Raw genomic sequence first — 24,321 nt, forward strand, 5'->3', positions numbered from 1 at the left:
CTTAGCCCAGGCTTAAATCCTGGCCTACTGTGCTTAGGGCGTTAGATGCAGCGCAGGGGTCGACGGGTCCTCGGTACGACTGGTGGAGGGCCGTTGATGGTCGCCTCCGAGGGTTCTTGGCGACTGGTTCGACACGTTCCTACGCGTCTGGGCTGACGGTCGGTTCGGGACTGTGTCTCGTGAGGCCCTGCCCCCAAGTCAGGAGGCGACGCAGGATCGCGTCCAGGTCTGTGGAGCTGATGCCGTACTCCGCGATGTCGCCGGGAACAAGCGATTCGACAGCGCGGAGTCGCGTGGCGAACAGGGTCACGTCGAATCCCGGGTCATGCTGGGCGGCTAGAGACAGGAGATGATCCTAGGCGAAGCGGCCGGATTCTCGGATCGCATCGACATCGAGGTAGTCGCGTGGCTCGCCTCGGCTGTACAGCGCGCCCACCTTGTTCGCGACTGCGTCCTCGATCGCCAAGACCGGTCCAACTTCCAGCCGGATTGGGTCGTGGGCGCGCCAGTCAAGCCCCAGATCCACCTCGAAGACGTAACCGTCACGTGTGGTGAGCAGCAAACGAGCGAAATGGCTGCTCAGCCGGCCCACTTCGCAGGTGTAGCGGTGGGCAGTCAGCGTCGCTATCGCCGTGTCGATGGCATCGCTGAACCCAGCCGCTGCCCGGGCCGGCGCGAACAGGTCGATATCGTTGGTCGGCCGATCGATCAGCCCGTGCTCGCGGATAGCGCCCGAGCCTGCGAGAGCGAATCCTGCCGGACCGATCGCAGCCAGAATGATGCGAGCGGCTTGCCGCTGGTGCTCTTCACCGGTCGGCATCAGGTCGACGCCGCCCGACGCAACTCGGGGAACCGGGACTCCCACAGGGCAAGGCATCGAGGAGGCAGCGCGAGGTCAGGCCACACCTCGACCAGCCGGGCTGCGTTGAGCATGGCCTCCTGAAGGTCAGTGGTTCCTTCCCGCACCAGGTTGCGGTACGCCTTGTGGAGGCCGCTTCGCGTGTCCAGGTCGGCAGTCGGATCAGGGCCCCAGTGCACCGTACGAGGCAAGATAAGCACCCCAGTGGCGGGGCCTCGCAAGGCATCCAACGATCGCGGAGTCTCGAAAGGAAAGAGGTCCTGGTAGAGCACGCGCGCTTCCATGGCTGCAACTCCTTCCCGTTCGGGTCTAGTCCCATTCAGCGTAGCGGGCGACACCGACACTGCCCAGAGGCCTCCTTCACCCGACTCATCCCGGCCACCGTCATCCTGGTGGCCGGTGGCCGTGAGCGGCGCGGATCACTCGTTAGGCGCTAAAGGCCATCCAGGCGCATCTAGAGGTGGGGGCTAGGTCTAGGTCGGGCTAGGTCAGCCCGGTCTAGCCCTTCGCGGCCTTGAGGCGGGCACGGACCTCGGCCAGCACTTCGTCGATCTGGGCACGATCCCCTCCGGGGAACAGCAGGTGGGTGCGGCGGACGGCGCCGTGGTAGATCGTCACGTGCGAGCCCTCCTGCGACTGCGTCACCTTGCTCACGTCCGCCCACTCCCCCGCGTGATCGACGCCTGGGCCGAGGAGCCGGTAGCCCTCGTCGGTCAAGGTGAACCGGACAGCCAGCCTGTTGAGCGACACGAACGCCCCGATCATCAGGGCGGTTCCAGCCACCAGCAGGAGTGCCGCCACCACCACGAACGCCACATGCCACCCCTGGCTCAGCGCCGCCACCAGCAGGAGGGCGCCGGCAAGGTCCGCCACCGCGGCGGTGACGAAGGCGCGCACGGGTGGTTGCGGCTTGATGACGTGGGTGCTCTCGGGCATGGGCCAAGACTACTCAGAGTGGGCTCCGGGCCCGCGGAAGCGGCGAGGGTGGGATTCGAACCCACGGAGAGTTGCCCCTCGGCCGCTTTCAAGGCGGCTGCACTAGTCCACTATGCGACCTCGCCAGCGCCCGACCATGTTAGCGCCTCGACGCCGGCGGGTAGGGTGCGGTATCCGAGCTGGAGAGGAGTGGGATGCCGCCGAAGTCACCACTGCCGCCCCGCCACGGGTTGCAGGCCGCTTGGGTGCGCACCCCGGACCGCGACCCTTCCGATCCGCTGCCCTGGCCCACGATGCGTGACTGGCTGGTGCACAAGCTGGCGCCATCGCCGGAGGACGTGGACGAGATGCTTGCGCGGGGCGTCTTCGTCAATGACCGGGGGCGGCCGTGGACCGGGCTCGAGGACTACAGCCCCCACACCTTCGTGTGGTTCCATCGGGAGTTGCGCGACGAGGCGCCGGTGCCGGGCGAGCTGACGCTCCTTCACCTCGACGATCGGGTAGCGGTGTTCGACAAGCCGCACTTCCTGTCCACCATCCCGAGGGGGCGGCACGTGCTGGAGTCGGCCGTCGTGAAGGCCCGGGCGGCACTCGATCTGCCTGAGCTGTCGGCCGCCCACCGCCTGGACCGCGGCACAGCCGGGGTCCTGCTGATGACGACGGCGAAGCGATGGAGGGGCGCCTACCAGAGCGTCTTCGCCGATCGGCTCGCCACGAAGGTCTACCACGCCATCGCCCGGTTCGACCCGGCCCTCGAATTACCGAGGCGCGTCGAATCGCACCTGGTCAAGCGCGTGGGCACGCTGCAGACCGAGACTCTCAACCTCCCGCCCAACGCAGTCACCGACATCGACGTCCTTGAGGTGCGGGGGGGCCATGCGCTCTATGAGGTGCGCCCCCTCACCGGCCGGACCCACCAGATCCGCGCGCACTTCCACGAGTTGGGCATTCCCCTGCTCGGTGACCCCCTGTATCCGGTCGTGCTGCCCACGGAGATCGACGACTTCTCCACCCCGTTGCGGCTTCTCGCCCACCGCCTGGAGTTCCCCGACCCTGTCGACGGCGCCCCACGCGGCTTTGTGAGCCGCCGGGGGCTCGTCTGGCCAGGCTGACCCGACTCCGCGCGTCTGCGGTTAGTGTGAAACATGGCACTCTCCCGGAAACAAGCCTCCGAGGCTCTCCCCGTCTGGCGCTACCTCCTCGGCCGGATGCACCTCACTGTCGACGCCGGCTCCTTCCCGTCCGCGCTCGCCTTCGTCAACGACGTCGCCCGGATCGCGGAGGAGCACAACCACCACCCGGAGATCGACCTGCGCTACTCGCGGGTCCACCTCGCCGTGGCCAGCCACGACGCCGGAGGCATCACGGAGCGGGACGTCTCGTTCGCCTCGGCGGTGGCCGACATCGTCGCCGAGCGGGGCCTTGAGCCGATGCCGTCGGACCTGGCCGAGATCGAGATCGCCATCGATGCGCTCGACATCCCCGCCGTACTCCCCTTCTGGCGCGCGATCACGGGCTATGCCGACGACGGGCCGGAGGCGCTGATCGACCCCCAGTTGATCGGCCCACCCATCTGGTTCCAGCAGATGGACGCACCCAGGACGCAGCGCAACCGAATCCACCTGGACCTCACGGTGGCCCACGACGAGGCCAGAAACCGGCTGGACCGGGCGCTGGCCGCGGGCGGGACGTTGGTGAGCGACGAGGCGGCGCCCCGGTTCTGGGTGTTGTGCGATCCCGAGGGCAACGAGGTGTGCATCTGCACCTGGCAGGGTCGCGACGAAGACGATCCCACGGAAGGCTAGGGGCCGCGCAGCGCTCCGTCCACGGTCGCGCGTGTGGCAGGGTGGGGGCATGCGCGCAGTGATCGTGGAGACCCCCGGAGACGTCGACGCCCTCACCCTCGGTGAGGTCCCCACACCCACCCCCGGTCCGGGGGAAGTACTGGTGCGCACCGTCGCCTCGGGCGTCAACCGGGCCGACGTGCTGCAACGCCAGGGACACTATCCCCCGCCGCCTGGCGAGAGCGACATCATCGGGCTGGAGGCCTCGGGCGTCGTCGAGGAGGTCGGCGAGGGTGTCGAGCGCTGGACGCAGGGCGACGAGGTGGTGGGCCTGCTGGCCGGCGGCGGCTACGCCGAGTACTTCGTGGCCCCGGCGGGCCAGCTCATCGCGCCACCGCCGGGAGTGGATCTGGTGTCCGCCGCCGGGGTGCTGGAGGTGGCAGCAACGGTGCTGTCCAACCTACGCGAGGGGCGACTGAAGGCCGGAGAGGTATTCCTGGTGCACGGGGGCGCAGGAGGGATCGGTACGTTCGCCACCCAGTACGCGAAGGCCCTTGGCGCAACCGTCGTGGCCACTGCCGGGAGCCCGGCCAAACTCGAGCACTGTCTCGCGCACGGCGCCGACTACGCGCTCGACTATCACGACGACTGGGTGGCGGCCCTCAAGGCGGCCACGAAGGGCGCCGACGTGATCCTGGACATCATCGGGGCGAAGTACCTAGAGGCCAACCTCTCGTCGTTGAGGAAGAGGGGAAGGATCGTGGTGATCGGCCTCCAGGGCGGGGTGAAGGGCACCCTCAACCTGGGCGCGATGCTGAGCAAGCAGGCCACCATCACCGCCACCTCGCTCCGGTTCCGCCCAGCCGAGGAGAAGGCGGAAATCTGCGCCGCCGTCGAGGCCGAGGTGTGGCCAATGCTCGCCGACGGCCGCATCCGGCTCTCGCCGGAGACCCGCATCCCGTTCGACGAGGTGCGCCGCGCGCACGAGCAGCTGACCGGCGGCGACAACGTCGGGAAGATCGTCCTGGTGCACTGAGGGATGAACCTCAACCTGCGGCTCAGGTTTGCAGGTGACGAAACCGAGATTCGACCGGTTGAATGACGGGCATGCTTCCCCTGCGCCTAGTCATCCGCTTCATCGTGGTGATCGCGCTCGCGGCGTTGGCATCTCTGGTGGGCGTGTTTCCACGGGCCCAGCCGGCCGCTGCGCTGTCCTCCTCGACGTACATCACCAAGACCGCCTCCTGGGCCCAGGCCGGTGAGCGGGAGTACGGAGTCCCAGCGTCTGTGACCATGGCCCAGGGGATCCTGGAATCTGGATGGGGCGAATCCTCACTCACCAAGAACGCGAAGAACTGGTTCGGCATCAAGTGCACCTCTGCATCGAGCCCATGGCAGAACGGCTGCTACGAGATCTCCACGCTGGAGTACGACTCAGACGGCAAGCCCTACACAGTCAGCGCGAAGTTCCGGAACTACGACACGGATCAGAACTCGTTCATCGACCACGGACTGTTTCTGCGCGGTCGGTCTCGCTATGCGGCGGCGTTCCAGTACTCGGCCGACCCAGATCAGTTCATCCGAGAGATTCACAAGGCGGGCTACGCCACCGACCCCCTGTACTCGAACAAGATCATCAACTTGATGGTCAAGTACAACCTCTACAGGTTCAACATCACGGCGCCTATGCCCACGCCCACTCCCACCCCAAAGCCAACCCCCACACCCACACCCACACCCACCCCAAAGCCGACCCCCACACCAAAGCCAACCCCCACACCCACACCAAAGCCAACCCCCACACCCACACCCACACCAAAGCCAACCCCCACACCCACACCCACACCCACACCCACACCCACACCCACACCCAAGCCGACCCCCACACCAAGCGCCACCCCCTCCGCGACCATCACTGCTAGCGCCACACCACCGGCCAAGGCCACAGCGACACCCACACCAGGCTCCCCCCCCTCAGCCACAAACGTGCCCTCGCCCAAGCCGTCCGCGAGTGCGAAGCCTGCGTCCGACCCCGACGAAACACCCTCCACACCGGCGACGACAACCACAGCGATGCCCAATCCACACCCGGATCCCTCACCCACGCCCGCGGTCACAGCGACCTTCTCGCCCGACGTCACACAGACACGCTCCACCAGCACCCCTCCGCAGGCGCTGGCTCCTGTCACGCCCAGGACTCCAGCGCCGGCGACCACGGCCCCGAGCTCGCCGGTTCCGGTGTCGGTGGCCGGCCCGGTTGCTTCGGCCCAACCAGCCGGCACTGTCACCGTCGCATCGTCCCCGTCGACGACCCCCAGCGCGGAATCGACTTCGACACCCACGCACACGGTGACGCCCACGCCGACCCCTGACGCGCCTGAGAAGCGGGATCTCCCGGCCACCGCCTTCGACACACCAGATTCTGGGTCCACCGACTCCACAGGCAGGCTGGCGGCGATGCACTGGACCGCCGCCACAGACGACCTGTTGACGGACCCCGCCAAGGCCACAGCGCTCGCCTCGGGCGCCACCATCGCTATCGTGCTCCTCGGTGGCGCCGTGTCGGCCCTGGGAAGGCTGGTGAGACCCTCCTCATCACAACTGCGACGTCGGGCCGGGTGACCCTCCAACCGGCCTCCGCACGACGCTCGCCCCGACTCGCCGCGCCGCCACAGGAGGTGAGTCAGGCCTTGGCACGTCTATACTGACCCGGGACCAGCGACGCTGGGTCTCATGGCGCCACTACAGCGTCGGGCTGAACAAGGAGAATTGATGGGCTCTGTCGACTTGACGGTAGTTATTCCGGCGCACAATGCAGAAGAGGGCATCTGCAACCTCCTGGATGTTGTGTTGAGCATCTCGGAACTGTCGCTTCAGGTGATCGTAGTCGACGACTGCTCCTCCGATTCGACCGCAGAGATCGTGCGCGATTACGCGACCCGGGACTCGCGAGTCCTGCTGCTCTCCCATGAGACGAACCGGGGGGCCGGAGTGGCCCGCAACACGGGCTTCCCGCACGCCACCGGGACCTTCACCCTCTTCTTCGACGACGACGACGAACTTCACCCAAAGGTCTTGGTTGAGGCGGTGCGTGCCTTGGAGCGCGGTGGCCAGGACCTCGCGTTGCTCAAGTACCGATACCGACGAGCCCACGACGACAGCGACGAGTCGATGACCAACGGCGATGCGGCCATCTGGGCCAGGATCGTCGGCAGCAGGAGTGCCCGCAGAGTCACGCTGGACCTCTTCCCGGAACTGCTGTCGCTGACCAACTACCCCTGGAATCGCGTGATGCGGACCGAGACCTACCGTCAGGTCGGGATCCGTTACGGATCGACCATAGTCAACAATGACATCCTTGGGCATTGGTACTCGCTGCTATTCGCGGGTCAGATCCTGCTGCTCAATGACGTCATCTGCACCCACATCGTGTTGCCAGGAGGGGCGAACCTCACCAACCGCGGCACCCGCGACCGCCTCTCCCTGCTGGAGGCGCTGGATGAGACCTACGACATGCTGAAGAGTCACCCCGGGCTCCTTCGCCGGTACTCGCAGTATTACTGGGAGGGAGCGGAGAGCGTCGTCAGCTGGGCCGGCGGCAGGATTTCCCCCAGCCTGCAGCAGGAGTTCGCGCTCAGGGCGCGGGACCACTTCCTGAGAATCAGCATTCCCGAATACAACGCACTGACGCGTCAGAATCCAGCACTAGCGACCCGTATTACCCGTAGGGCAATCGGATAGGTGGACACCATGCCCCAGCTCTCTGTCATCGTTACCAGCTACAACATCCAGGACTACCTGGGCGCCTGCCTGGACTCGATCCTGAACCAGAGCCTGAGAGATATCGAGATCATCGTCGTCGATGATGGATCATCCGACTCCAGCCCCGACCTCATCCTTGAGTACGCGGCACGCGACGATCGGATCGTGCCGATCATCCGGGGCGAGAGGAGCCCTGGCGGAGTGGCGACGGCGGCGAACGCTGGCCTCGACCTCGCCACCGCCCCATATGTCGGCTTCGCCGACGGAGACGACCTGTACGAGCCAGAGATGTTTGAGCGGCTTCTCACCGCCGCACTGGAGCATGACTCCGACCTCGTCATGTGCAACTACCGACTGTTCTCGGATGACTCACCCGATCGCGAGGCTCCAGCCGACGAGCGTCGCTGGCTCGAACTGATGCGGGATCACTACGAACTGGACGACGACCTGCGCCACACCTTCCTGAGGTTCGTGGCGGTGCCGTGGCGCAAGCTCTACCGCCGCGAGCTTCTCGAGGCCAACGCCATCAGATTCCCCGTCGGCGACTACTTCTTCGAAGACAACCCGTTCCACTGGTTCAGTCTCATCCACGCGAGCTCCATCGCACTGGTTCCCGAAGTCCTCTGTTACCACCGCGTGGCCCGGGCGGGGCAGACGATGGCCACCGCCGACGAACGCGTCCTTCGCATCTTCCAGCACCACGCCACGATCTACTCCTTCCTTGAGGCGCAGGGGAAGCGCGACGAGTTCGCCACGACTCTTCTGGCGTGGGCCATGTCGCAGATGGAGTGGATCAGTCGCAAGGTGCCCCAGAACCTGTACCGGAAGCTCTACGAGGCGCTCGTGGTCATTTTCGACGAGTACACGGAAGAGGACGTCGAGCGCGCGCTCGTGGATGCCAAGAAGGGCCGCCAGACGAGAAACCTGTCCATTGCGCTCTCCCGGCACAACTATGCGCGCTTCGTGGAGGTTCTCAAGAACAAGGACGACCGTCGATACTCACTTCCGGTGAGGTTGATCAACCACCTACGTTACTCCGGTATCAAGCAGACTGCCCAGATGAGCGTCCGTTTCGCGAATCAGCGGTTACGGCGAGGCCCTTCCCTGCCGAACGCCCTCGCCAGCTTTGCGCCTAGACGGGAAAAGGTCACGCACGAGAACCTCATGTTCGCCTTGGCTGCCCTCGAGAACCGCCTTGATCGAATCGAATTGCAGCTTCATCGTCATGAAGATGGCCCCGAAGCATCGGATTCCTAGTGGGTCGTGACCGTCAGCTGCTGAGACGGCTGATCGATGGACGGCGCTGTGCGGCATCTAGAATGCTGATCGGTCGATCATGTTGTCCACTGGTGGCGCCTGCCACGGCCTGGTAACGGGTTCGCCGGAACCTACCGTCTGATGGAATCCATGAACCTTCCCTATGTGAAGCGCCCCAGGTTCGATCCCGCTCCTGTTCAAGTCAAGGCGAGTGAGCGCCAAGAAACTGATGTGCCTCAAGAGTGACCCTCCCCTGCACGCGGCATGCCAGCACGTTTACAGTGTTGAGCATTCGGACGCATCGTCTGTCCGATCTACTAGAAGGGGGAACATCCACACCATGAAACGCGCAATCCGCCGCAGCCTCTCAATGGGCTTAGTCGCAATCCTCGCGGCCACCGCTCTAACCACCGCCCATGCCGCACCCGACGACATTGTCACCATCCCCGACGTCAACCTGAAGGCCTGCATCAACCAGAACCTCGGACAGGCCGACACCGCTGACATCACCGAAGCCGACATGCAGACCCTCGATTCTCTCTACTGCTGGTCGGCGGGCATCACCGACACCACCGGCCTGCACCACGCCACCAACCTCACCGAGCTGAGCCTCGACCTCAACCAGCTCGACAGTATTGACCTGGTCGGCCTCACCAATCTCAGTCTGCTGAGCCTCTCCCACAACCAGCTCACGAACGTCGCCCTCACCGATCTCCCCAACCTCACCGAGTTGTACCTGTACGACAACCAACTCACGAGAATGGACTTGACCGGTCTGTCCACCCTCATCTGGCTGGGCGTATCCGACAATCAGCTAACCGACATCGACTTGACGGATCTGACTACGCTGAGGTTCCTCCGACTGGAACGGAACCGCCTGAGTTCGTTGGATGTGTCGGCCTTGCGGAGCCTGACGAGCCTTTGGATGGCGGACAATGAACTCACTCAGTGGCCGACCGGGGTTGCCTCCCTTCCGGGTTTGACTGAGTTGGGACTGATGCGCAATCAACTCTCAGATGTGCCGGCTGGGCCGTGGACTTCACTGGACGAAATCGGCTTGAGCGAGAATCACATCCGGGACTTCTCCCCGATCCCTGACCTAATCACCTACGCCGCTCTTGAGGGGCAAGTTGTGGAGTTGCCTGGGAGTAGCGCGGGGGTGCCGTTTGTGATTCCGGCGTTGGTGTTGATCGATGGCACGGAGGTCGACGATGTCACCGCACCGGCTGGTTGCAGTTATGACTCAGGTGCTGGGGAGGCGGTGTGCGCGGCTGCGGGCGAGTACACGTTCACGATCGAGGCGGGCGCTACCGATCAGCCGTACAGCGTCGACTACCTGGTGACCGTCACCGATGGCATGGCCTCGCCGTTTACGGATGTTGATCCTGGGGATCCGTTCTTCACGGAGATCCTTTGGATGGCTGAGTCGGGGATCTCCAATGGGTACAGCGATGGGACGTACCGGCCTGCGGACAGTGTTCATCGTGCTGCGATGGCTGCTTTCTTGTATCGCGCTGCGGGGGAGCCGGCGCACACTGCGCCGTCTATGTCGCCGTTTAGTGATGTGAAGTCGGGGGATCCGTTCTACGCGGAGATCTCCTGGATGGCTGAGTCGGGTATCTCCAATGGGTACAGCGATGGGACGTACCGGCCGGCGGACAGTGTTCATCGTGCTGCGATGGCTGCTTTCTTGTATCGCGCTGCGGGGGAGCCGGCCTACACTGCGCCGGCCGTCTCGCCGTTTAGTGATGTGAAGCCGGGGGATCCGTTCTACAGCGAGATTTGCTGGATGGCTGAGTCGGGGATCTCGACCGGGTACACCGATGGGACGTATCGTCCTGCCGATCGCATCCATCGTGCTGCGATGGCGGCCTTCCTTTACCGCCTCACCAACCTGTAACCAGGTGCCCACGTCCACCCCCCAGGTGATGGCCCGGCGACACACACACCACCGGGCCATCACCATCAGGATCATGGATTGAAACTTCTGGCGTATTCCATTCACTCCCACAGGTAGCGTGCCCACAGATCTAGACTTCATACTGACGGGGCTACCTGGCCATTCTGGGCGGGTTGCTGCGTGTGGGTTGAGTGCTCCAGAAGGTTCGCGTAGTCGACAGACATGTCCCATGGCGTGTAGCTCCGCGCGAACTGCGCCGCCGACCTCTGATTACCGGGCCGCCCGCTCAGGCTGATGCGAATGGCCTGAGCTATGGCTCCGGCTCGCTGCTCGGGTGATCCGCCGGAACGAAAGAACGTGATCCAGGGCTGGTCTCCGAACTCCGACACCAAATGGGGCAGGTCTGGAAGCACTACAGGGACGCCATAGGTTGCTGCGAGCATCAGGGAACCGGAGTTGAGCATTTCGCGAAATGGCAAGACCATCACACTGCAGGCCGCGACCCAGTGACCGATGGACTCGTCTGGAACGTGCTCGTGATGGCGAATACTAGGAACCGAGAGTGGAAGGTGCGCGTTGATCTCGGCCCAAGCGTCCTCATGGGTGTTGCCGGCGAGAACCAGGGTGAATCTCTGGCCTTCTGCGGCCAGCGCGTGCGCGGCTGCCAGGAAATCCCCGACTCCCTTGTAGGGCCGGATGGCCCCGACGAATCCCACCACATCATCCCCGTCGGGGATCCGCAGCGCGCGCCGAGCCCGCATTGGGTCAATGTCCTCCGAGTACACACCCAGATAACTTGGATGGGGCAAGTGAAATACCTTGTCGCGCGGCAACTCGTAGCGAGCCACCGTCGCCTCAGGCGTGTGCGAGTTCAGCACTACAATCACGTCGGCCAACTCGCACAAATTCCTGGCAAGTGCAACCTCAAGGTCTACATACCTGGAGTCATGAGCAATCGTATTGTGGACAGTCCAGAGGATTCGTATTCCACGATTCCGCATCCTCGCAACCTCGTGTATGAACGCGCGAACACGTTGATTGAACTCCTCGGCGGAGCCAACATTCTCCGAAAGTGGCCGGGTCCAGTGAAGGTGGAAAACATCGCCATGAGCGAGCAAATCCACACCGCCGAAAAAGTGCTCCGCCTTGTTACCACCCCGAATCTGCCAGCCGCGGGCGCGGGGCTCCAACAGGAGGAGATTGAGGTACGGGTTGGTCTTCCAGTACGGGAAGACGCTCAGTGCTGCCATGGTTCTCCACTCGGGCTGGTCATTCTAAGTCTGTGAGCCAGGGCCACCTGGTAGGGCATCACTTGCGTCTCAACCCCACGAGCGCCCGCTTAACGGCACGCCTCAGCGCCACCTCTGCGGGAAGTCGTCCTCGGAGAACGAGTATGTCCCCGGCAGAGCTGGCGGTAGACCAGAAAAGCCCGCTGCCTCGACGAAGCCGCAACGGCAGGCGCAACAGCCCGAAGCGGTCACGGTATACGGCTGTGACGTTCCACCAACCGATCCTCTCCGAATTGCGGCGAGACCCGACGCTCGCGGATCGACCATTTGCCGAGCCCGCGAACCAGGCCGGCTTGGCCTGGGAGCCGGAGCCGCTCGGCACCTGGCGAAATTCGAGGCGGAGTAGCTGCCTCCTCTCTTCGGTGGTATCCACCTCGATCGTGGCCCCTTGCCATGCGGAGGCCGAGAGGACCGCGGAAGCCAGTTCGTGAGACCCCGCCAGTTCCCGACGCAACTGCAGTGGCCTGCCCTCCAGCACCGCCTCTATGATGCGGGCATCCGAACCCACCGCCACTTCGCGTAGGTCGATCTGTGCATGCAGTTCCCGACTCGCGCTTTGGAACCTCGACAGTTGCTCGCCAGACCATGCCTCTGGATCGGTCAGAAGTGGACGGAGCACCAGGCGCTGATAGCCAACGCGAACGGCGCCGAAGCCAGGAGCCCAAGCGGTAGCGGCGAGCACTTCGAGGACCTGGACCGCCGTGGCCGGTGAACAATCACCGGTCAAGTTCGCCGCGAGGATTGCCCGGGCAGCCTCAAGAAACCCTTCGGCCATGAGCTCAAGGCAAAGACGCTGGCTCCACTCCAACGTCTCGGGCAGGGACTCAGCCAGGACACGCAGCTTCTCGACAGCTTCACGGTCTGGAGTCTTGCCGGACTGGAGTTCCTCCACCAAGGAGTCCCAGGTCTGCGGCCAGTATGCGGACCAGAGCAGCCGCCTAGTAGCGATCGGAGTGCTGGGCTTGATCAGCTGGACGAGGTCCATGATCTTCGTCGCCGGATCCGGGTCAGCCACACTCTGTCCCTTCCTGCTGATGAAACCGACTGCGGGAAAGACGCTGATGCCCTGAGCCGCGAGCAGGCACTGCAGTTGGCTGGTTTCACCCACGCGACCTCCCGCATCGGCGAAGGTCAGCCCATTCTGTTCCCACCAACTCCGCCTCAGCAAACGATTCCAGAGGGGCGGATTGCGCAGTAACTCAAGGCTTTCTGTGGCAGACCAACCCGTGATCGGCTCGCGAATGCCAGGTACCCCAGCGTGCCGCTGCGTGATCTTAAGGTCGAACTCCAGGCGGTCCGCGATCAGCATCGAATCCTCGGACCGGTCGAGCGTAGACGCCATCGCGGCCAGAGCCCGCTGGGGCAAGAGGTCTACTCCGCGCATGAACACCAGGTATCGCCCGCGGGCGCGCTGGGCTCCGACGTTCAAGGCACGCGCCGCACCACGCACCGGGGATCGTGACAGCCTGACACGGGAATCATCGCGAGCAAAGCGCTCAAGGTTGCGCCACGTATCGTCGCTCGACGAGTCATCAACAACGATCAACTCCACGTCGACCGCTTCCTGAGACAGGACGGACTTCACGGCATCGTGACATCGGGCGGCGTTGTCGCGGGTGACCATCACGCACGACACCACCGGACCAGCAGGCGGTTCCGTCTGTGGCACCTCTAGTAGGGACGTGGTTGGTTGGCGAGACCGGCCGAGACGTTGGCCATCGGTAAGGATCCCCAGTTCTCGTCCGGCTTTCTGGAGACTCTCGGGAATGGGAGCTTGCTCGTTCCGTAGCAGCCCGGCCACACACCGGATGGTATCGACGCGTTGTTTCGTCCACGTTGCATAGCTCGCCCGTGCGGCGATCAGCGAGATCGTCGCCACAGCAGCGGCGCGGTTCCGCGAGTGACTCAAGCGCTGAATAGGGCCCGTGCGGCTCAGTGTTTCGAAGTCTAGTATTTTATCGATCAACTCCTGCTCCACCGCTGACGACGACAGCTCACGGACGACACTGATTGAACGGGCAGTCTGGCGAGCCCAGTCCCCCAACGGCCGATCGGACCGCAGATCGGTGGTGATCGAACCTTGCCTCCTGCGATACAGATATGAGACTACGGGAACAACGTCCACCGCAGTGGCCCGACAGAAGAGGGCGGCCGACGCCACCACATCCTCGCAAAGTGTGCCTTGAGCCCAACGAATGTCTTGTTGGATGAGGAACTCGCGCCGAATAACCTTCGTCCATGCAGTGTGATCACGGATCAGTTCAGGCGCGTCACGCACCCGCACGCGCTGGGCTCCATGATCGAACTGAGGCGAGGCGACCGTCCAGTAACGCTTCCTTGAGCCATCAGCGGCGAACTCGTCCGCCTTCGATGTGGCTAGATCAGAACCTGTTGACTCCAGCGAGGAGACCATTGCTGAGTACCCACCTGGCGTGGCGAGATCATCGCTGTCGACAAAAGCCACGTACGGGAGGGCCGCGTGGTCCATCCCGACGTTGCGCGAAGCTCCGAGCCCGAGGTTGACGGCATTGTCGATGACCTGAACACGCGAATCCCACTGTTCAAAGCACTTCGCGATCTCCCCGCTGCGATCCGGCGAGGCATCGTTCACCACGATGATCTGTCCCACCACAGCCTGCGCTACTAGCGATTCAAGGCACGCGCCCAGGTAGTCCTCCACGCCATACACGGGGACGACAACGCTCAGAAGCCCAGGCGGCGACACGTTGCTCATGGGTCCACTCTAATCGAGCCGATCATGTCCGGGACTGAAGTGCCTCTAGCTAACTGAGGTGTCAGTCGGCGAGTGTGGTTGTATCCCCGCTGGCAATAGCATCGAAGACGCGTTGTGTCCTGACGGGGTCCCATTCAAGGGCATTACCGAAGTCGGATCGAATCCAGTCGCCAACAGGGAGCGAGGTTGAGACTCCCTCGCCGCTGGCGATCTGTTGAAGGGTACTGGCCGCGTCGCCCAGCATCGCCCACGTCACGGTATCCGTGCGTTGGACATTGCTGCGTATCGTTCCGGCAAGTGCCGCGTACCGCCACGGCAGCACTGTCGCGGGGCTGGCGAGCTTGTGCGCGACCAGGCCCAGTACTTCGCGCTGCCGGTTGATCCTTCCGAGGTCATCGAGGGCGTCCGTTTGCCGGGTCCTCATGTAGGCCAGCGCAGTTATACCGTCCAAGGTGTGACAACCGATGGACAACTCAAGATGTGTGACTCGGTCTACGAGCGGGGCCTCGAGACAGACGTCAACGCCCCCAACTGCATCAACGATCCCCGTGACGCTGCCGAAGTTGAACATAATCGCTCCGTCAAACCTGATTCCAGTCGCTTCAGAGAGACCCTCGACGAAGTACTCAGGCCGGTTTGGATCAAAGGCGGTGGTGAGACGCTCTTCGCCGGAAAAGCTCATGTCCACCAGCAGGTCACGAGGAACCGACAGCAGGACCGGCGGGCCGACGCGTGGCCGCTGCAGGATCAGGATGGTGTCAGCGCCATCGCCCGACCGCGTGGTACCCATCTCTTCGATCTCTGCATCGCTCAGCATGGCACGACTATCGGTGCCGATAATGAGCAGCGTCAATGTCTGATCCGGCGAAGCTGCGAATCGGGTGCGGTGTTCCCAGGTCTCCATACCGCTGTAGGCCCATAACGGGACCGCGGCCAGGAACAAGGTACCGACTGCGATGAATCCGATCACAGCCGTGGTGATGGCCCGGTGGCGTGTGTGTCGCCGGGCCATCACCTGGGGGGTGGGTGTGGGCACTCTGGTTACAGGTTGGTGAGTCGGTAAAGGAAGGCCGCCATCGCAGCACGATGGATGCGATCGGCAGGACGATACGTCCCATCGGTGTACCCGGTCGAGATCCCAGTCTCAGCCATCCAGCAAATCTCGCTGTAGAACGGATCCCCAGGCTTCACATCACTAAACGGCGAGACGACCGGCGCAGTGTAGGCCGGCTCCCCCGCAGCGCGATACAAGAAAGCGGCCATCGCAGCACGATGAACACTGTCCGCCGGCTTGTACGTCCCATCGCTGTACCCGGTGGAGATCCCCGACTCAGCCATCCAGGAGATCTCGGCGTAGAACGGATCCCCAGGCTTCACATCGCTGAACGGCGACGTAGACGGCGCAGTGTGCGCCGGCTCCCCCGCAGCGCGATACAAGAAAGCAGCCATCGCAGCACGATGGACACTGTCCGCAGGCCGGTACGTCCCATCGCTGTACCCAGTGGAGATCCCCGTCTCAGCCATCCAAAGGATCTCCGTGAAGAACGGATCCCCAGGATCAACATCCGTAAACGGCGAGGCCGTGCCGTCGGTGATGGTCACCAGGTAGTCGACGCTGTACGGCTGATCGGTAGTGCCCGCCTCGATCGTGAACGTGTACTCGCCCGCAGCCGCGCACACCGCCTCCCCAGCACCTGAGTCATAACTGCAACCAGCCGGCGCGGTGACATCGTCGACCTCCGTGCCATCGATCAACACCAACGCCGGAATCACAAACGGCACCCCCGTGCTACTCCCAGGCAACTCCACAACCTGCCCCTCAAGAGCAGCGTAGCTTTGGGTCATCGACTCAGGGATCGGGGAGAAGTCCCGAATATGGTTCCCCCGCAACCCGAGAGCGCTTAGAGATGCCCACGACCCGCCCGCCGCATCCGAGAGCTCGTTGCGCGACAGGTTCAACAGATACAAGGAAGGCAGCGAAGCAACCCCTACCGGCCACTCAGCCAGCTGATTATCCGCCACAATCAGCCTCGACAAGCTCGTCAAGCCCGACACATCCAACGAACCCAACCGGTTCCCCTCCAAGCTCAGGCTACTCAGGTTAGTCAGACCCCTGACATCCACACTGGCGAGCTGATTATTAGAGAGGTCCACGGCGTAGAGAGTGGCCAGGCCGGTCAGATCGATACCCGTGAGCTGATTGCCGTCGAGGGACAGGCTGTCGAGGTTGGCCAGGCCGGTCAGATCGATACCCGTGAGCTGATTGCCGTCGAGGGACAGGCTGTCGAGGTTGGCCAGGCCGGTCAGATCGATACCCGTGAGCTGATTGCCGTCGAGGGACAGGCTGTCGAGGGTGACCAGGCCGGTCAGATCGATACCCGTGAGCTGATTGCCGTCGAGGGACAGGTAGGTGGGGGTGTGCAGGCCGGTCAGATCGATACCCGTGAGCTGATTGCCGTCGAGGGACAGGTGATTGAGCTTGGCCAGGCCGGTCAGATCGATACCCGTGAGCTGATTGCCGTCGAGGGACAGGCTGTCGAGGTTGGCCAGGCCGGTCAGATCGATACCCGTGAGCTGATTGCCGTCCAGGAACAGGTGATTGAGGTTGGCCAGGCCCGTCAGATCGATACCCGTGAGCTGATTGCCGTCGAGGGACAGGTAGCTGAGCTTGTCCAGGCCCGTCAGATCGACACCCGTGAGCTGATTGCCGCCCAGGGACAGGCCGGTGAGGTTAGCCAGGCCCGTCAGATCAATACCCGTGAGCTGATTGCCGCCCAGGAACAGGTAGCTGAGCTTGTCCAGGCCCGTCAGATCAATACCCGCGAGCCGATTGCCGTATACGTCCAGGCCGGTGAGCTTGGTCAGGCCCGTCAGATCGACACTCGTGAGCTGATTGCCCTCAAGCGCTAGCGTGGTGAGGCTGGTGGCGTGTTGCAGGCCCGTGGCGTCGGTGATACCCATCGACCAGCAGTAGAGAGAATCAAGGCTCTGCATGTCGGCTTCGGTGATGTCTGCGGAGTCGGACTGCCCGAGCTGTTGGTTGATACAGGCTCTCAGGTTGGCGTCAGGGATGGTGACAATGTCCTCGGGTGCGGCGTGGGCCGTGGTCAGGCTGACGGCCGCAAGGATAGCAGCCAGCCCCATCGAGAGGCCGCGACGGAATGCGTGTTTCATGGTGTGGATGTTCCCCCTATTGCTAGATCGGACACGACGATGCATCCGAGTATTCAAAACTCTAAACGGTCAGGTATGGGTTAAGGAGGGAGGGTCGAAATAGCAATCAACCCTCTCCGCGACTCTCGAGAAGCCGTCGAATCTCCATCAACAGGTTCTGATCATTGCTCACAGGCGACCAATACATCGTCACACCATGCTGCCTCGCCGCATGCTATGTCTCGGTGAGATGGGGGGTGATGGCCCGGTGGTGTGTGTCGCCGGGCCATCACCTGGGGGGTGGGTGTGGGCACTCTGGTTACAGGTTGGTGAGTCGGTAGAGGAAGGCCGCCATCGCAGCACGATGGATGCGATCGGCAGGACGATACGTCCCATCGGTGTAGCCGGTGGAGATCCCAGTCTCAGCCATCCAGCAAATCTCGCTGTAGAACGGATCCCCAGGCTTCACATCACTAAACGGCGAGACGACCGGCGCAGTGTAGGCCGGCTCCCCCGCAGCCCGGTACAAGAAAGCGGCCATCGCAGCACGATGAACACTGTCCGCCGGCCGGTACGTCCCATCGCTGTACCCCGTGGAGATCCCCGACTCAGCCATCCAGGAGATCTCCGCGTAGAACGGATCCCCAGGCTTCACATCACTGAACGGCGACGTAGACGGCGCAGTGTGCGCCGGTTCCCCCGCAGCCCGGTACAAGAAAGCGGCCATCGCAGCACGGTGAACACTGTCCGCAGGCCGGTACGTCCCATCGCTGTACCCAGTGGAGATCCCCGTCTCAGCCATCCAAAGGATCTCCGTGAAGAACGGATCCCCAGGATCAACATCCGTAAACGGCGAGGCCATGCCGTCGGCGATGGTCACCAGGTAGTCGACGCTGTACGGCTGATCGGTAGCGCCCGCCTCGATCGTGAACGTGTACTCGCCCGCAGCCGCGCACACCGCCTCCCCAGCACCTGAGTCATAACTGCAACCAGCCGGCGCGGTGACATCGTCGACCTCCGTGCCATCGATCAACACCAACGGCGGGATCGCAAACGGTGTCCCCGTGCTGCTCCCAGGCAACTCCACGATCTGCCCCTCAAGAGCGGCGTAGCTTTGGGTCATCGAGTCAGGGATCGGAGAGAAGTCCCGAATATGATTCCCCCGCAACCCGAGAGTGCTTAGGGAAGCCCACGGCCCGCCCGCCACATCTGAGAGCTCATTGCGCGACAGGTTCAAAAGATACAAGGCAGGCAGCGAAGCAACCCCTACCGGCCACTCAGCCAGCTGATTATCCGCCACTATCAGTCTCGACAAGCTCGTCAAGCCTGACACATCCAACGACCCCAACCGGTTCCCCTCCAAGCTCAGGCTACTCAGGTTGGTCAGACCCCTGACATCGACGCTGGCGAGCTGATTATCGGAGAGGTCCACGGCGTAGAGATTGGCCAGGCCGGTCAGATCGGTACCCGTGAGCTGATTGCCGGCAAGGTTCAGGTAAGTGAGGTTGGCCAGGCCCGTCAGATCGATACCCGTGAGCTGATTGTCGCCCAGGTACAGGCTGGTGAGGTTGGCCAGGCCCGTCAGATCGACACCCGTGAGCTGATTGTCGCCCAGGTACAGCCAGTTGAGGTTGGCCAGACCCGTCAGATCGACACCCGTGAGCTGATTGCCGCCCAGGGACAGGCTGGTGAGGTTGGCCAGGCCCGCCAGATCGACACCCGAGAGCTGATTGCCGTCGAGGGACAGGCTGGTGAGGTTGGCCAGGCCCGTCAGATCGACACCCGTGAGCTGATTGTCGCCCAGGTACAGGCTGGTGAGGTTGGCCAGGCCCGCCAGATCGACACCCGAGAGCTGATTGCCGCCCAGGGACAGGCTGGTGAGGTTGGCCAGGCCCGCCAGATCGACACCCGAGAGCTGATTGTCACCCAGGTACAGGCTCGTGAGGTTGGCCAGGCCCGTCAGATCGATACCCGAGAGCTGATTGCTGGCCAGGGACAGGTTGGTGAGGCCGGTGGCGTGTTGCAGGCCTGTGGCGTCGGTGATACCAGACCCACCGCACCACAGATCCTGAAGGGATTGCATGGCGGCTTCGGTGATGTCGGCGGTGTCGGCCTGCCCGAGGTTCTGGTTGATGCAGGCTTTGAGGTTGGCGTCGGGGATGGTGACGATGTCCTCGGGTGCGGCGTGGGCCGTGGTGAGGCTGATGGCCGCGAGGATTGCGGCCAGCCCCATGGAGAGGCCGCGGCGGAATGCGTGTTTCATGGTGTGGATGTTCCCCCTATTGCTAGATCGGACACGACGATGCATCCGAGTATTCAAAACTCTAAACGGTCTGGTATGGGTCGAGAAGGGAGGGCCGATTTAGCAGTATCGACCAGATCGCTGAAATAGAAGTCAGCTCTCTCTGCAGCTTGGCGCCGCCCTCGGATCTCTATCACCAGTTTCTGATCATTGCTTACAGGCGACCAGTACATCGTCACACCATGCTGCCTCGCCGCTTGCTATGTCTCGGTGAAATGGGGGGTGATGGCCCGGTGGTGTGTGTGTCGCCGGGCCATCACCTGGGGGGTGGGTGTGGGCACTCTGGTTACAGGTTGGTGAGGCGGTAAAGGAAGGCCGCCATCGCAGCACGATGGATGCGATCGGCAGGCCGATACGTCCCATCGGGGTAACCAGTGGAGATCCCAGTCTCAGCCATCCAGCAGATCTCGCTGTAGAACGGATCCCCAGGCTTCACATCACTAAACGGCGACGCCGACGGCGCAGTGTAGGCCGGTTTCCCCGCAGCCCGGTACAAGAAAGCGGCCATCGCAGCACGATGGACACTGTCCGCCGGCCGGTACGTCCCATCGCTGTACCCGGTGGAGATCCCCGACTCAGCCATCCAGGAGATCTCGGCGTAGAACGGATCCCCAGGCTTCACATCACTAAACGGCGACGCCGACGGCGCAGTGTAGGCCGGTTCCCCCGCAGCCCTGTACAAGAAAGCGGCCATCGCAGCACGGTGAACACTGTCCGCCGGCCGGTACGTCCCATCGCTGTACCCCGTGGAGACACCCGACTCAGCCATCCAAAGGATCTCCGTGAAGAACGGATCCCCAGGATCAACATCCGCAAACGGCGAGGTGACGAGATTCAGGCTATAGGTCTCTCCCCACGATGCTCTGCTGTTGACGCCATAGATCTTCACGTAGTTCCGACCCGTCGGGAGCGAGATGCTCTGACTCCTGAGCTTGGAACCGTCGTAGTCGGCGCCGTAGACGTCGAAGTCGTAAAGCTCGTTGCCATTCTCATTGAAGACGAAGACGTCGTACATCAGGCCGGTACCGAGCCCTGAGGGGAACGTCAGAGACAGTGTTCCCCGACCAGCTTGCGGGACGTCGAACGCGAAGTAGTCGTTATCGGTCGTGGTCCCCGTCAGTGCGGAGCCGTTCACGGTATCGCCAAGTGGGATGACGTCGGCTGTGGCTGTGGAGTTGTTGAGTTCCGTCTCGACGGAGCCTGGCGTGACGGTGAGTTTCAGACTGTAGGTCTCACCCCATGATGCTCTGCCGTTGTAGCCATAGATCTGCACATAGGTGCGCCCAGCGGGCAGGAAGGTCGACATGTGGGCGAGACCGGTGCCGTCGTGGTCGGCGCCGTAGACGTCGAAGTCGTAAAGCTCGTTGCCATTCTCATTGAAGACGAAGACGTCGTACATCAGGCCGGTACCGAGCCCTGAGGGGAACGTCAGAGACAGTGTTCCCCGACCAGCTTGCGGGACGTCGAACGCGAAGTAGTCGTTATCGGTCGTGGTCCCCGTCAGTGCGGAGCCGTTCACGGTATCGCCAAGTGGGATGACGTCGGCTGTGGCTGTGGAGTTGTTGAGTTCCGTCTCGACGGAGCCTGGCGTGACGGTGAGTTTCAGACTGTAGGTCTCACCCCATGATGCTCTGCCGTTGTAGCCATAGATCTGCACATAGGTGCGCCCAGCGGGCAGGAAGGTCGACATGTGGGCGAGACCGGTGCCGTCGTGGTCGGCGCCGTAGACGTCGAAGTCGTAAAGCTCGTTGCCATTCTCATTGAAGACGAAGACGTCGTACATCAGGCCGGTACCGAGCCCTGAGGGGAACGTCAGAGACAGTGTTCCCCGACCAGCTTGCGGGACGTCGAACGCGAAGTAGTCGTTATCGGTCGTGGTCCCCGTCAGTGCGGAGCCGTTCACGGTATCGCCAAGTGGGATGACGTCGGCTGTCTCCCTTGTGCCGTTTGGCTCAGATTCGCTGACACTAGCGGCATGAGCAGCAGGCGTCGCGAACGTCGACGTGAGTGCGAGAACGAGCACCATCATGGCGAGGCGCGCTGCAGATGGCAGACAACTCCAGGCGCGGGCAGGCATCAGCATCTTTCCCCCAAGTAGCTAGCTAGTGCGGCCGTGCAGTCCGGCACACGACGGACTGTAGTAGAGCCGCGCGGCGTTTGGGGCGAAATCCACCATCAATACACCCTGTGGTGTCGGCGAGAACGCCGGCGACCGTGCGGGCGGACGCATTCACCCCAGACTGGACCGCGGCAACGAGTCGTCGCGGCCCAATCCAGGCCCGTTGTGTCGTGTGGTCTTGGACTCGCGAGGCACGTCCGTCGCGTGCTGGTGAGCGTGGTTGATCGTGGAGGCAACGCTTACATTCCAGTCGATCTCCTGCGTTGCCTCAGCCTGCGCAGGCAGCGCAGCCAGGATGGCGTCCCCGGCACCGGCGCCGCTGAACCCGGCGGGCACGCTTCCACACGGTCTGTCAGGGCCCGAAGGACGCGTGAAGATCGCGCCTAGCCAGGCCTCATCGATGCCGGTGATCGATCCCGTCCGTAACCTGATGATGGTTCGGCGTCTTGTCCGTCCACGCCTGGGATGCTGAGCCGGCAGCAGCGGCTCGATCAACTCCCAGGGGGCATCATCAAGAAGCGCGCAACGAGACACGAGGGCAGCCTGTTCGACTCAACCCCAAGCCTTTGGGGACACGCCCCCAGTGGCGTGTCGACGATCCGTTCGAGGCCGACTACGACCGCGAGTTTGCCGCGACCACAAGAGGATGTCCTGATGGCCATCATCCATGCGGTCAGACATCGCGGCACCTGTCCCCGCGCTGAACGCACCGAATAATGACTCATCTGACCGATCGCTGGGCCTGAGTTCAGAGCCACAGCACATCTCACGGTGCTCCTTGATGGGGCGCACTGGAACCGAAACGACCGCGTACCTCATCAGGCGGCGTAGGATCACCAGGCATGACACTCGTCAGATGGACTCAGCGAGCACGACGTCTTGCCCGACGTGCAGTCGACATCCGGAGAGCTCGAGTCAATGGCGGTCCCGACGTCTTCCTCATGGGAGGCGCCGGAGTCCCCAACTACGGTGACGAACTGATCGTCCAGTCGTGGTTGCATGAGTATCGAGCCGCAGGGGCCAGCCGAGTGACTGTCTCGGGAGCTCGCGTTCCGGCTCTTCGCGGGTTGTTTTCCGAGTACATGCCTTGGGCCCAGTTCAGCGAAGCTGTACGAGTGGAGCGCTTGGCCCGCCAGGGGGGATTCTTTGATTCCCTCGAGGCAGGCTTCCGCTTCCTGATGGATCCGACGAACGATTCGACACAGCTCTCGCAGGAGATCTTGACTGCCGACATCTTCCATCTTCACGGCGGAGGATACCTGAACGAGAAGTGGCCCACGCATGCTTTTCTCGTCGGCCTTGCTTACGCAGCGAAGACTCGCGTGGGATGCCGGACGATCGGAACAGGCCTGGGCTGGGGACCGCTTCCGGACCCTCCACCGGAACGCCTAGCCCTGTTCAAGGACGCAGTGGATGCCTTCGACGTGCTCGAGGTACGGGACCAATGGTCTTATGACTATCTGACTGCATGGACGAGCGATGCATTGATCGTCAACGGGATTGACGACGCGTTCCTCGCACGTGTCGAGGCGACAACACAAAGCGGCTCAGCACTTCACTTATCTTTGCACTCCCGCCGAGATATAGAACAGCTCATTGATCATCTGACTTCCGAGTTCCTAGGGGCCTTCGACCGCCACTATTTCTGGCTCTGCCTGTTTGAGGATGCAAGCGCCTACGGTCGGATCGGCCGGCGCTGGCCGTACATTCAGGTCCTCCCGACACACCAACTGTTGGCACATCCGCCGGCGCACACTCGCAATTTCATGTTGACATCGAGATTCCATCCGCATCTGGTGGGCGCCCGCCTTGGGATGCATGGCGCGTTTATTTCCGATGATGCGTATTACGACGTCAAGCATAGATCCCTAGTCGGCTTGGGCTCGCCTTTCGTGCCCTTCGACCGGATTGAGCGCCTCGCTCAGTGGGCCGCTCAATCACCGAATCCAATCAACGACCGCGCTTTGCGTGAGCGCAAGAGAAAACTCGCGAGCATGGCGCTCAAGGGCCTATTCTGATTCAATAGGCCAATGGCTCGAATCCTAGATCCGTGGATGTTCGCGCCTCATCGTTGAGCCATGGCTACGGTTCTGGTCTATTCGTCAGTGCATTGCGATCCGCTCGTCGTCGGCGAGCTAACCGCGGACCGCGGCCTTCTTGTGGATGGCATGATTCTTCATCATTAACCTCTGCCTTCACAGTGTGGAACTCAGATCAGACGACGCA

18 protein-coding genes, 1 tRNA gene and 1 pseudogene are annotated in these 24,321 nt (G+C 62.9%); 9 read left to right on the forward strand and 11 right to left on the reverse strand.

Annotation, left to right across the window (positions count from 1 at the left end):
• Positions 1-355: 355 nt before the first annotated feature.
• From ACX1D1_RS15265 to ACX1D1_RS15280, 4 genes are all read right to left on the reverse strand, one after another.
• On the reverse strand, positions 356-820 hold the full coding sequence (locus tag ACX1D1_RS15265) for a nucleotidyl transferase AbiEii/AbiGii toxin family protein (protein ID WP_459055281.1): 465 nt from the start codon (positions 818-820) through the stop codon (positions 356-358).
• Positions 820-1,038 (reverse strand): hypothetical protein, encoded by a 219-nt coding sequence (locus tag ACX1D1_RS15270; protein ID WP_182798825.1) that lies wholly within the window; start codon positions 1,036-1,038, stop codon positions 820-822. The genes ACX1D1_RS15265 and ACX1D1_RS15270 overlap by 1 nt, the downstream gene beginning before the upstream one ends.
• 319 nt (positions 1,039-1,357) lie before the next feature.
• Positions 1,358-1,795 (reverse strand): hypothetical protein, encoded by a 438-nt coding sequence (locus ACX1D1_RS15275; RefSeq protein WP_459055282.1) that lies wholly within the window; start codon positions 1,793-1,795, stop codon positions 1,358-1,360.
• Positions 1,796-1,835: 40 nt separating this feature from the next.
• Positions 1,836-1,920 (reverse strand) — tRNA-Ser (locus ACX1D1_RS15280).
• 168 nt (positions 1,921-2,088) lie between these two features.
• On the opposite strand from ACX1D1_RS15280, the gene ACX1D1_RS15285 reads away from it, so the two are divergent.
• The 4 genes and pseudogenes from ACX1D1_RS15285 to ACX1D1_RS15300 form a co-directional block, all read left to right on the forward strand.
• Positions 2,089-2,907 carry a pseudouridine synthase gene (locus ACX1D1_RS15285; RefSeq protein ID WP_459056600.1) on the forward strand — a complete coding sequence of 273 codons (819 nt, stop codon included), beginning with the start codon at positions 2,089-2,091 and terminating at the stop codon, positions 2,905-2,907.
• A 33-nt stretch (positions 2,908-2,940) separates the two neighbouring features.
• On the forward strand, positions 2,941-3,600 hold the full coding sequence (locus ACX1D1_RS15290; RefSeq protein ID WP_459055284.1) for a 4a-hydroxytetrahydrobiopterin dehydratase: 660 nt from the start codon (positions 2,941-2,943) through the stop codon (positions 3,598-3,600).
• A gap of 49 nt (positions 3,601-3,649) precedes the next feature.
• Positions 3,650-4,615, forward strand: a complete 966-nt coding sequence (locus ACX1D1_RS15295) for an NAD(P)H-quinone oxidoreductase (RefSeq protein ID WP_459055286.1) — start codon at positions 3,650-3,652, stop codon at positions 4,613-4,615.
• Positions 4,616-4,872: 257 nt separating this feature from the next.
• A pseudogene (locus ACX1D1_RS15300) lies at positions 4,873-5,181 on the forward strand (glucosaminidase domain-containing protein); the annotation flags it as partial.
• A gap of 59 nt (positions 5,182-5,240) precedes the next feature.
• Here the strand turns inward: ACX1D1_RS15300 and ACX1D1_RS15305 are convergent.
• Complete coding sequence (locus ACX1D1_RS15305; RefSeq protein WP_459056614.1) at positions 5,241-5,939, reverse strand: hypothetical protein; 699 nt, start codon at positions 5,937-5,939, stop codon at positions 5,241-5,243.
• Positions 5,940-6,036: 97 nt separating this feature from the next.
• On the opposite strand from ACX1D1_RS15305, the gene ACX1D1_RS15310 reads away from it, so the two are divergent.
• The 4 genes from ACX1D1_RS15310 (at position 6,037) to ACX1D1_RS15325 (ending at position 10,498) form a co-directional block, all read left to right on the forward strand.
• Positions 6,037-6,201, forward strand: a complete 165-nt coding sequence (locus ACX1D1_RS15310) for a hypothetical protein (RefSeq protein WP_459056615.1) — start codon at positions 6,037-6,039, stop codon at positions 6,199-6,201.
• 150 nt (positions 6,202-6,351) lie between these two features.
• On the forward strand, positions 6,352-7,320 hold the full coding sequence (locus ACX1D1_RS15315) for a glycosyltransferase family 2 protein (protein ID WP_459055287.1): 969 nt from the start codon (positions 6,352-6,354) through the stop codon (positions 7,318-7,320).
• Positions 7,321-7,329: 9 nt separating this feature from the next.
• On the forward strand, positions 7,330-8,598 hold the full coding sequence (locus tag ACX1D1_RS15320) for a glycosyltransferase family 2 protein (RefSeq protein ID WP_459055288.1): 1,269 nt from the start codon (positions 7,330-7,332) through the stop codon (positions 8,596-8,598).
• Positions 8,599-8,938: 340 nt separating this feature from the next.
• Positions 8,939-10,498 carry an S-layer homology domain-containing protein gene (locus tag ACX1D1_RS15325; RefSeq protein ID WP_459055289.1) on the forward strand — a complete coding sequence of 520 codons (1,560 nt, stop codon included), beginning with the start codon at positions 8,939-8,941 and terminating at the stop codon, positions 10,496-10,498.
• Between the two features lie 137 nt (positions 10,499-10,635).
• On the opposite strand, the gene ACX1D1_RS15330 is transcribed toward ACX1D1_RS15325, so the two are convergent.
• From ACX1D1_RS15330 to ACX1D1_RS15355, 6 genes are all read right to left on the reverse strand, one after another.
• Complete coding sequence (locus ACX1D1_RS15330; protein ID WP_459055290.1) at positions 10,636-11,748, reverse strand: glycosyltransferase; 1,113 nt, start codon at positions 11,746-11,748, stop codon at positions 10,636-10,638.
• Between the two features lie 58 nt (positions 11,749-11,806).
• Entirely contained in the window at positions 11,807-14,521 is a 2,715-nt protein-coding gene (locus tag ACX1D1_RS15335) for a glycosyltransferase family 2 protein (protein WP_459055292.1), read from the reverse strand.
• A gap of 61 nt (positions 14,522-14,582) precedes the next feature.
• Positions 14,583-15,491, reverse strand: coding sequence for an LCP family protein (locus tag ACX1D1_RS15340; RefSeq protein WP_459055293.1), 909 nt, complete (start codon positions 15,489-15,491; stop codon positions 14,583-14,585).
• A gap of 71 nt (positions 15,492-15,562) precedes the next feature.
• Entirely contained in the window at positions 15,563-17,695 is a 2,133-nt protein-coding gene (locus ACX1D1_RS15345) for an S-layer homology domain-containing protein (RefSeq protein ID WP_459055294.1), read from the reverse strand.
• A gap of 298 nt (positions 17,696-17,993) precedes the next feature.
• Complete coding sequence (locus ACX1D1_RS15350; protein WP_459055295.1) at positions 17,994-19,937, reverse strand: leucine-rich repeat domain-containing protein; 1,944 nt, start codon at positions 19,935-19,937, stop codon at positions 17,994-17,996.
• 325 nt (positions 19,938-20,262) lie between these two features.
• Positions 20,263-22,005: an S-layer homology domain-containing protein gene (locus tag ACX1D1_RS15355; protein WP_459055296.1), complete on the reverse strand. Its 1,743-nt coding sequence runs from the start codon at positions 22,003-22,005 to the stop codon at positions 20,263-20,265.
• Between the two features lie 1,031 nt (positions 22,006-23,036).
• Here ACX1D1_RS15355 and ACX1D1_RS15360 point away from each other — a divergent pair.
• Positions 23,037-24,113 carry a polysaccharide pyruvyl transferase family protein gene (locus ACX1D1_RS15360; protein WP_459056601.1) on the forward strand — a complete coding sequence of 359 codons (1,077 nt, stop codon included), beginning with the start codon at positions 23,037-23,039 and terminating at the stop codon, positions 24,111-24,113.
• Positions 24,114-24,321 lie beyond the last annotated feature (208 nt).

Source organism: Tessaracoccus luoxuelianae (genome assembly GCF_054483915.1).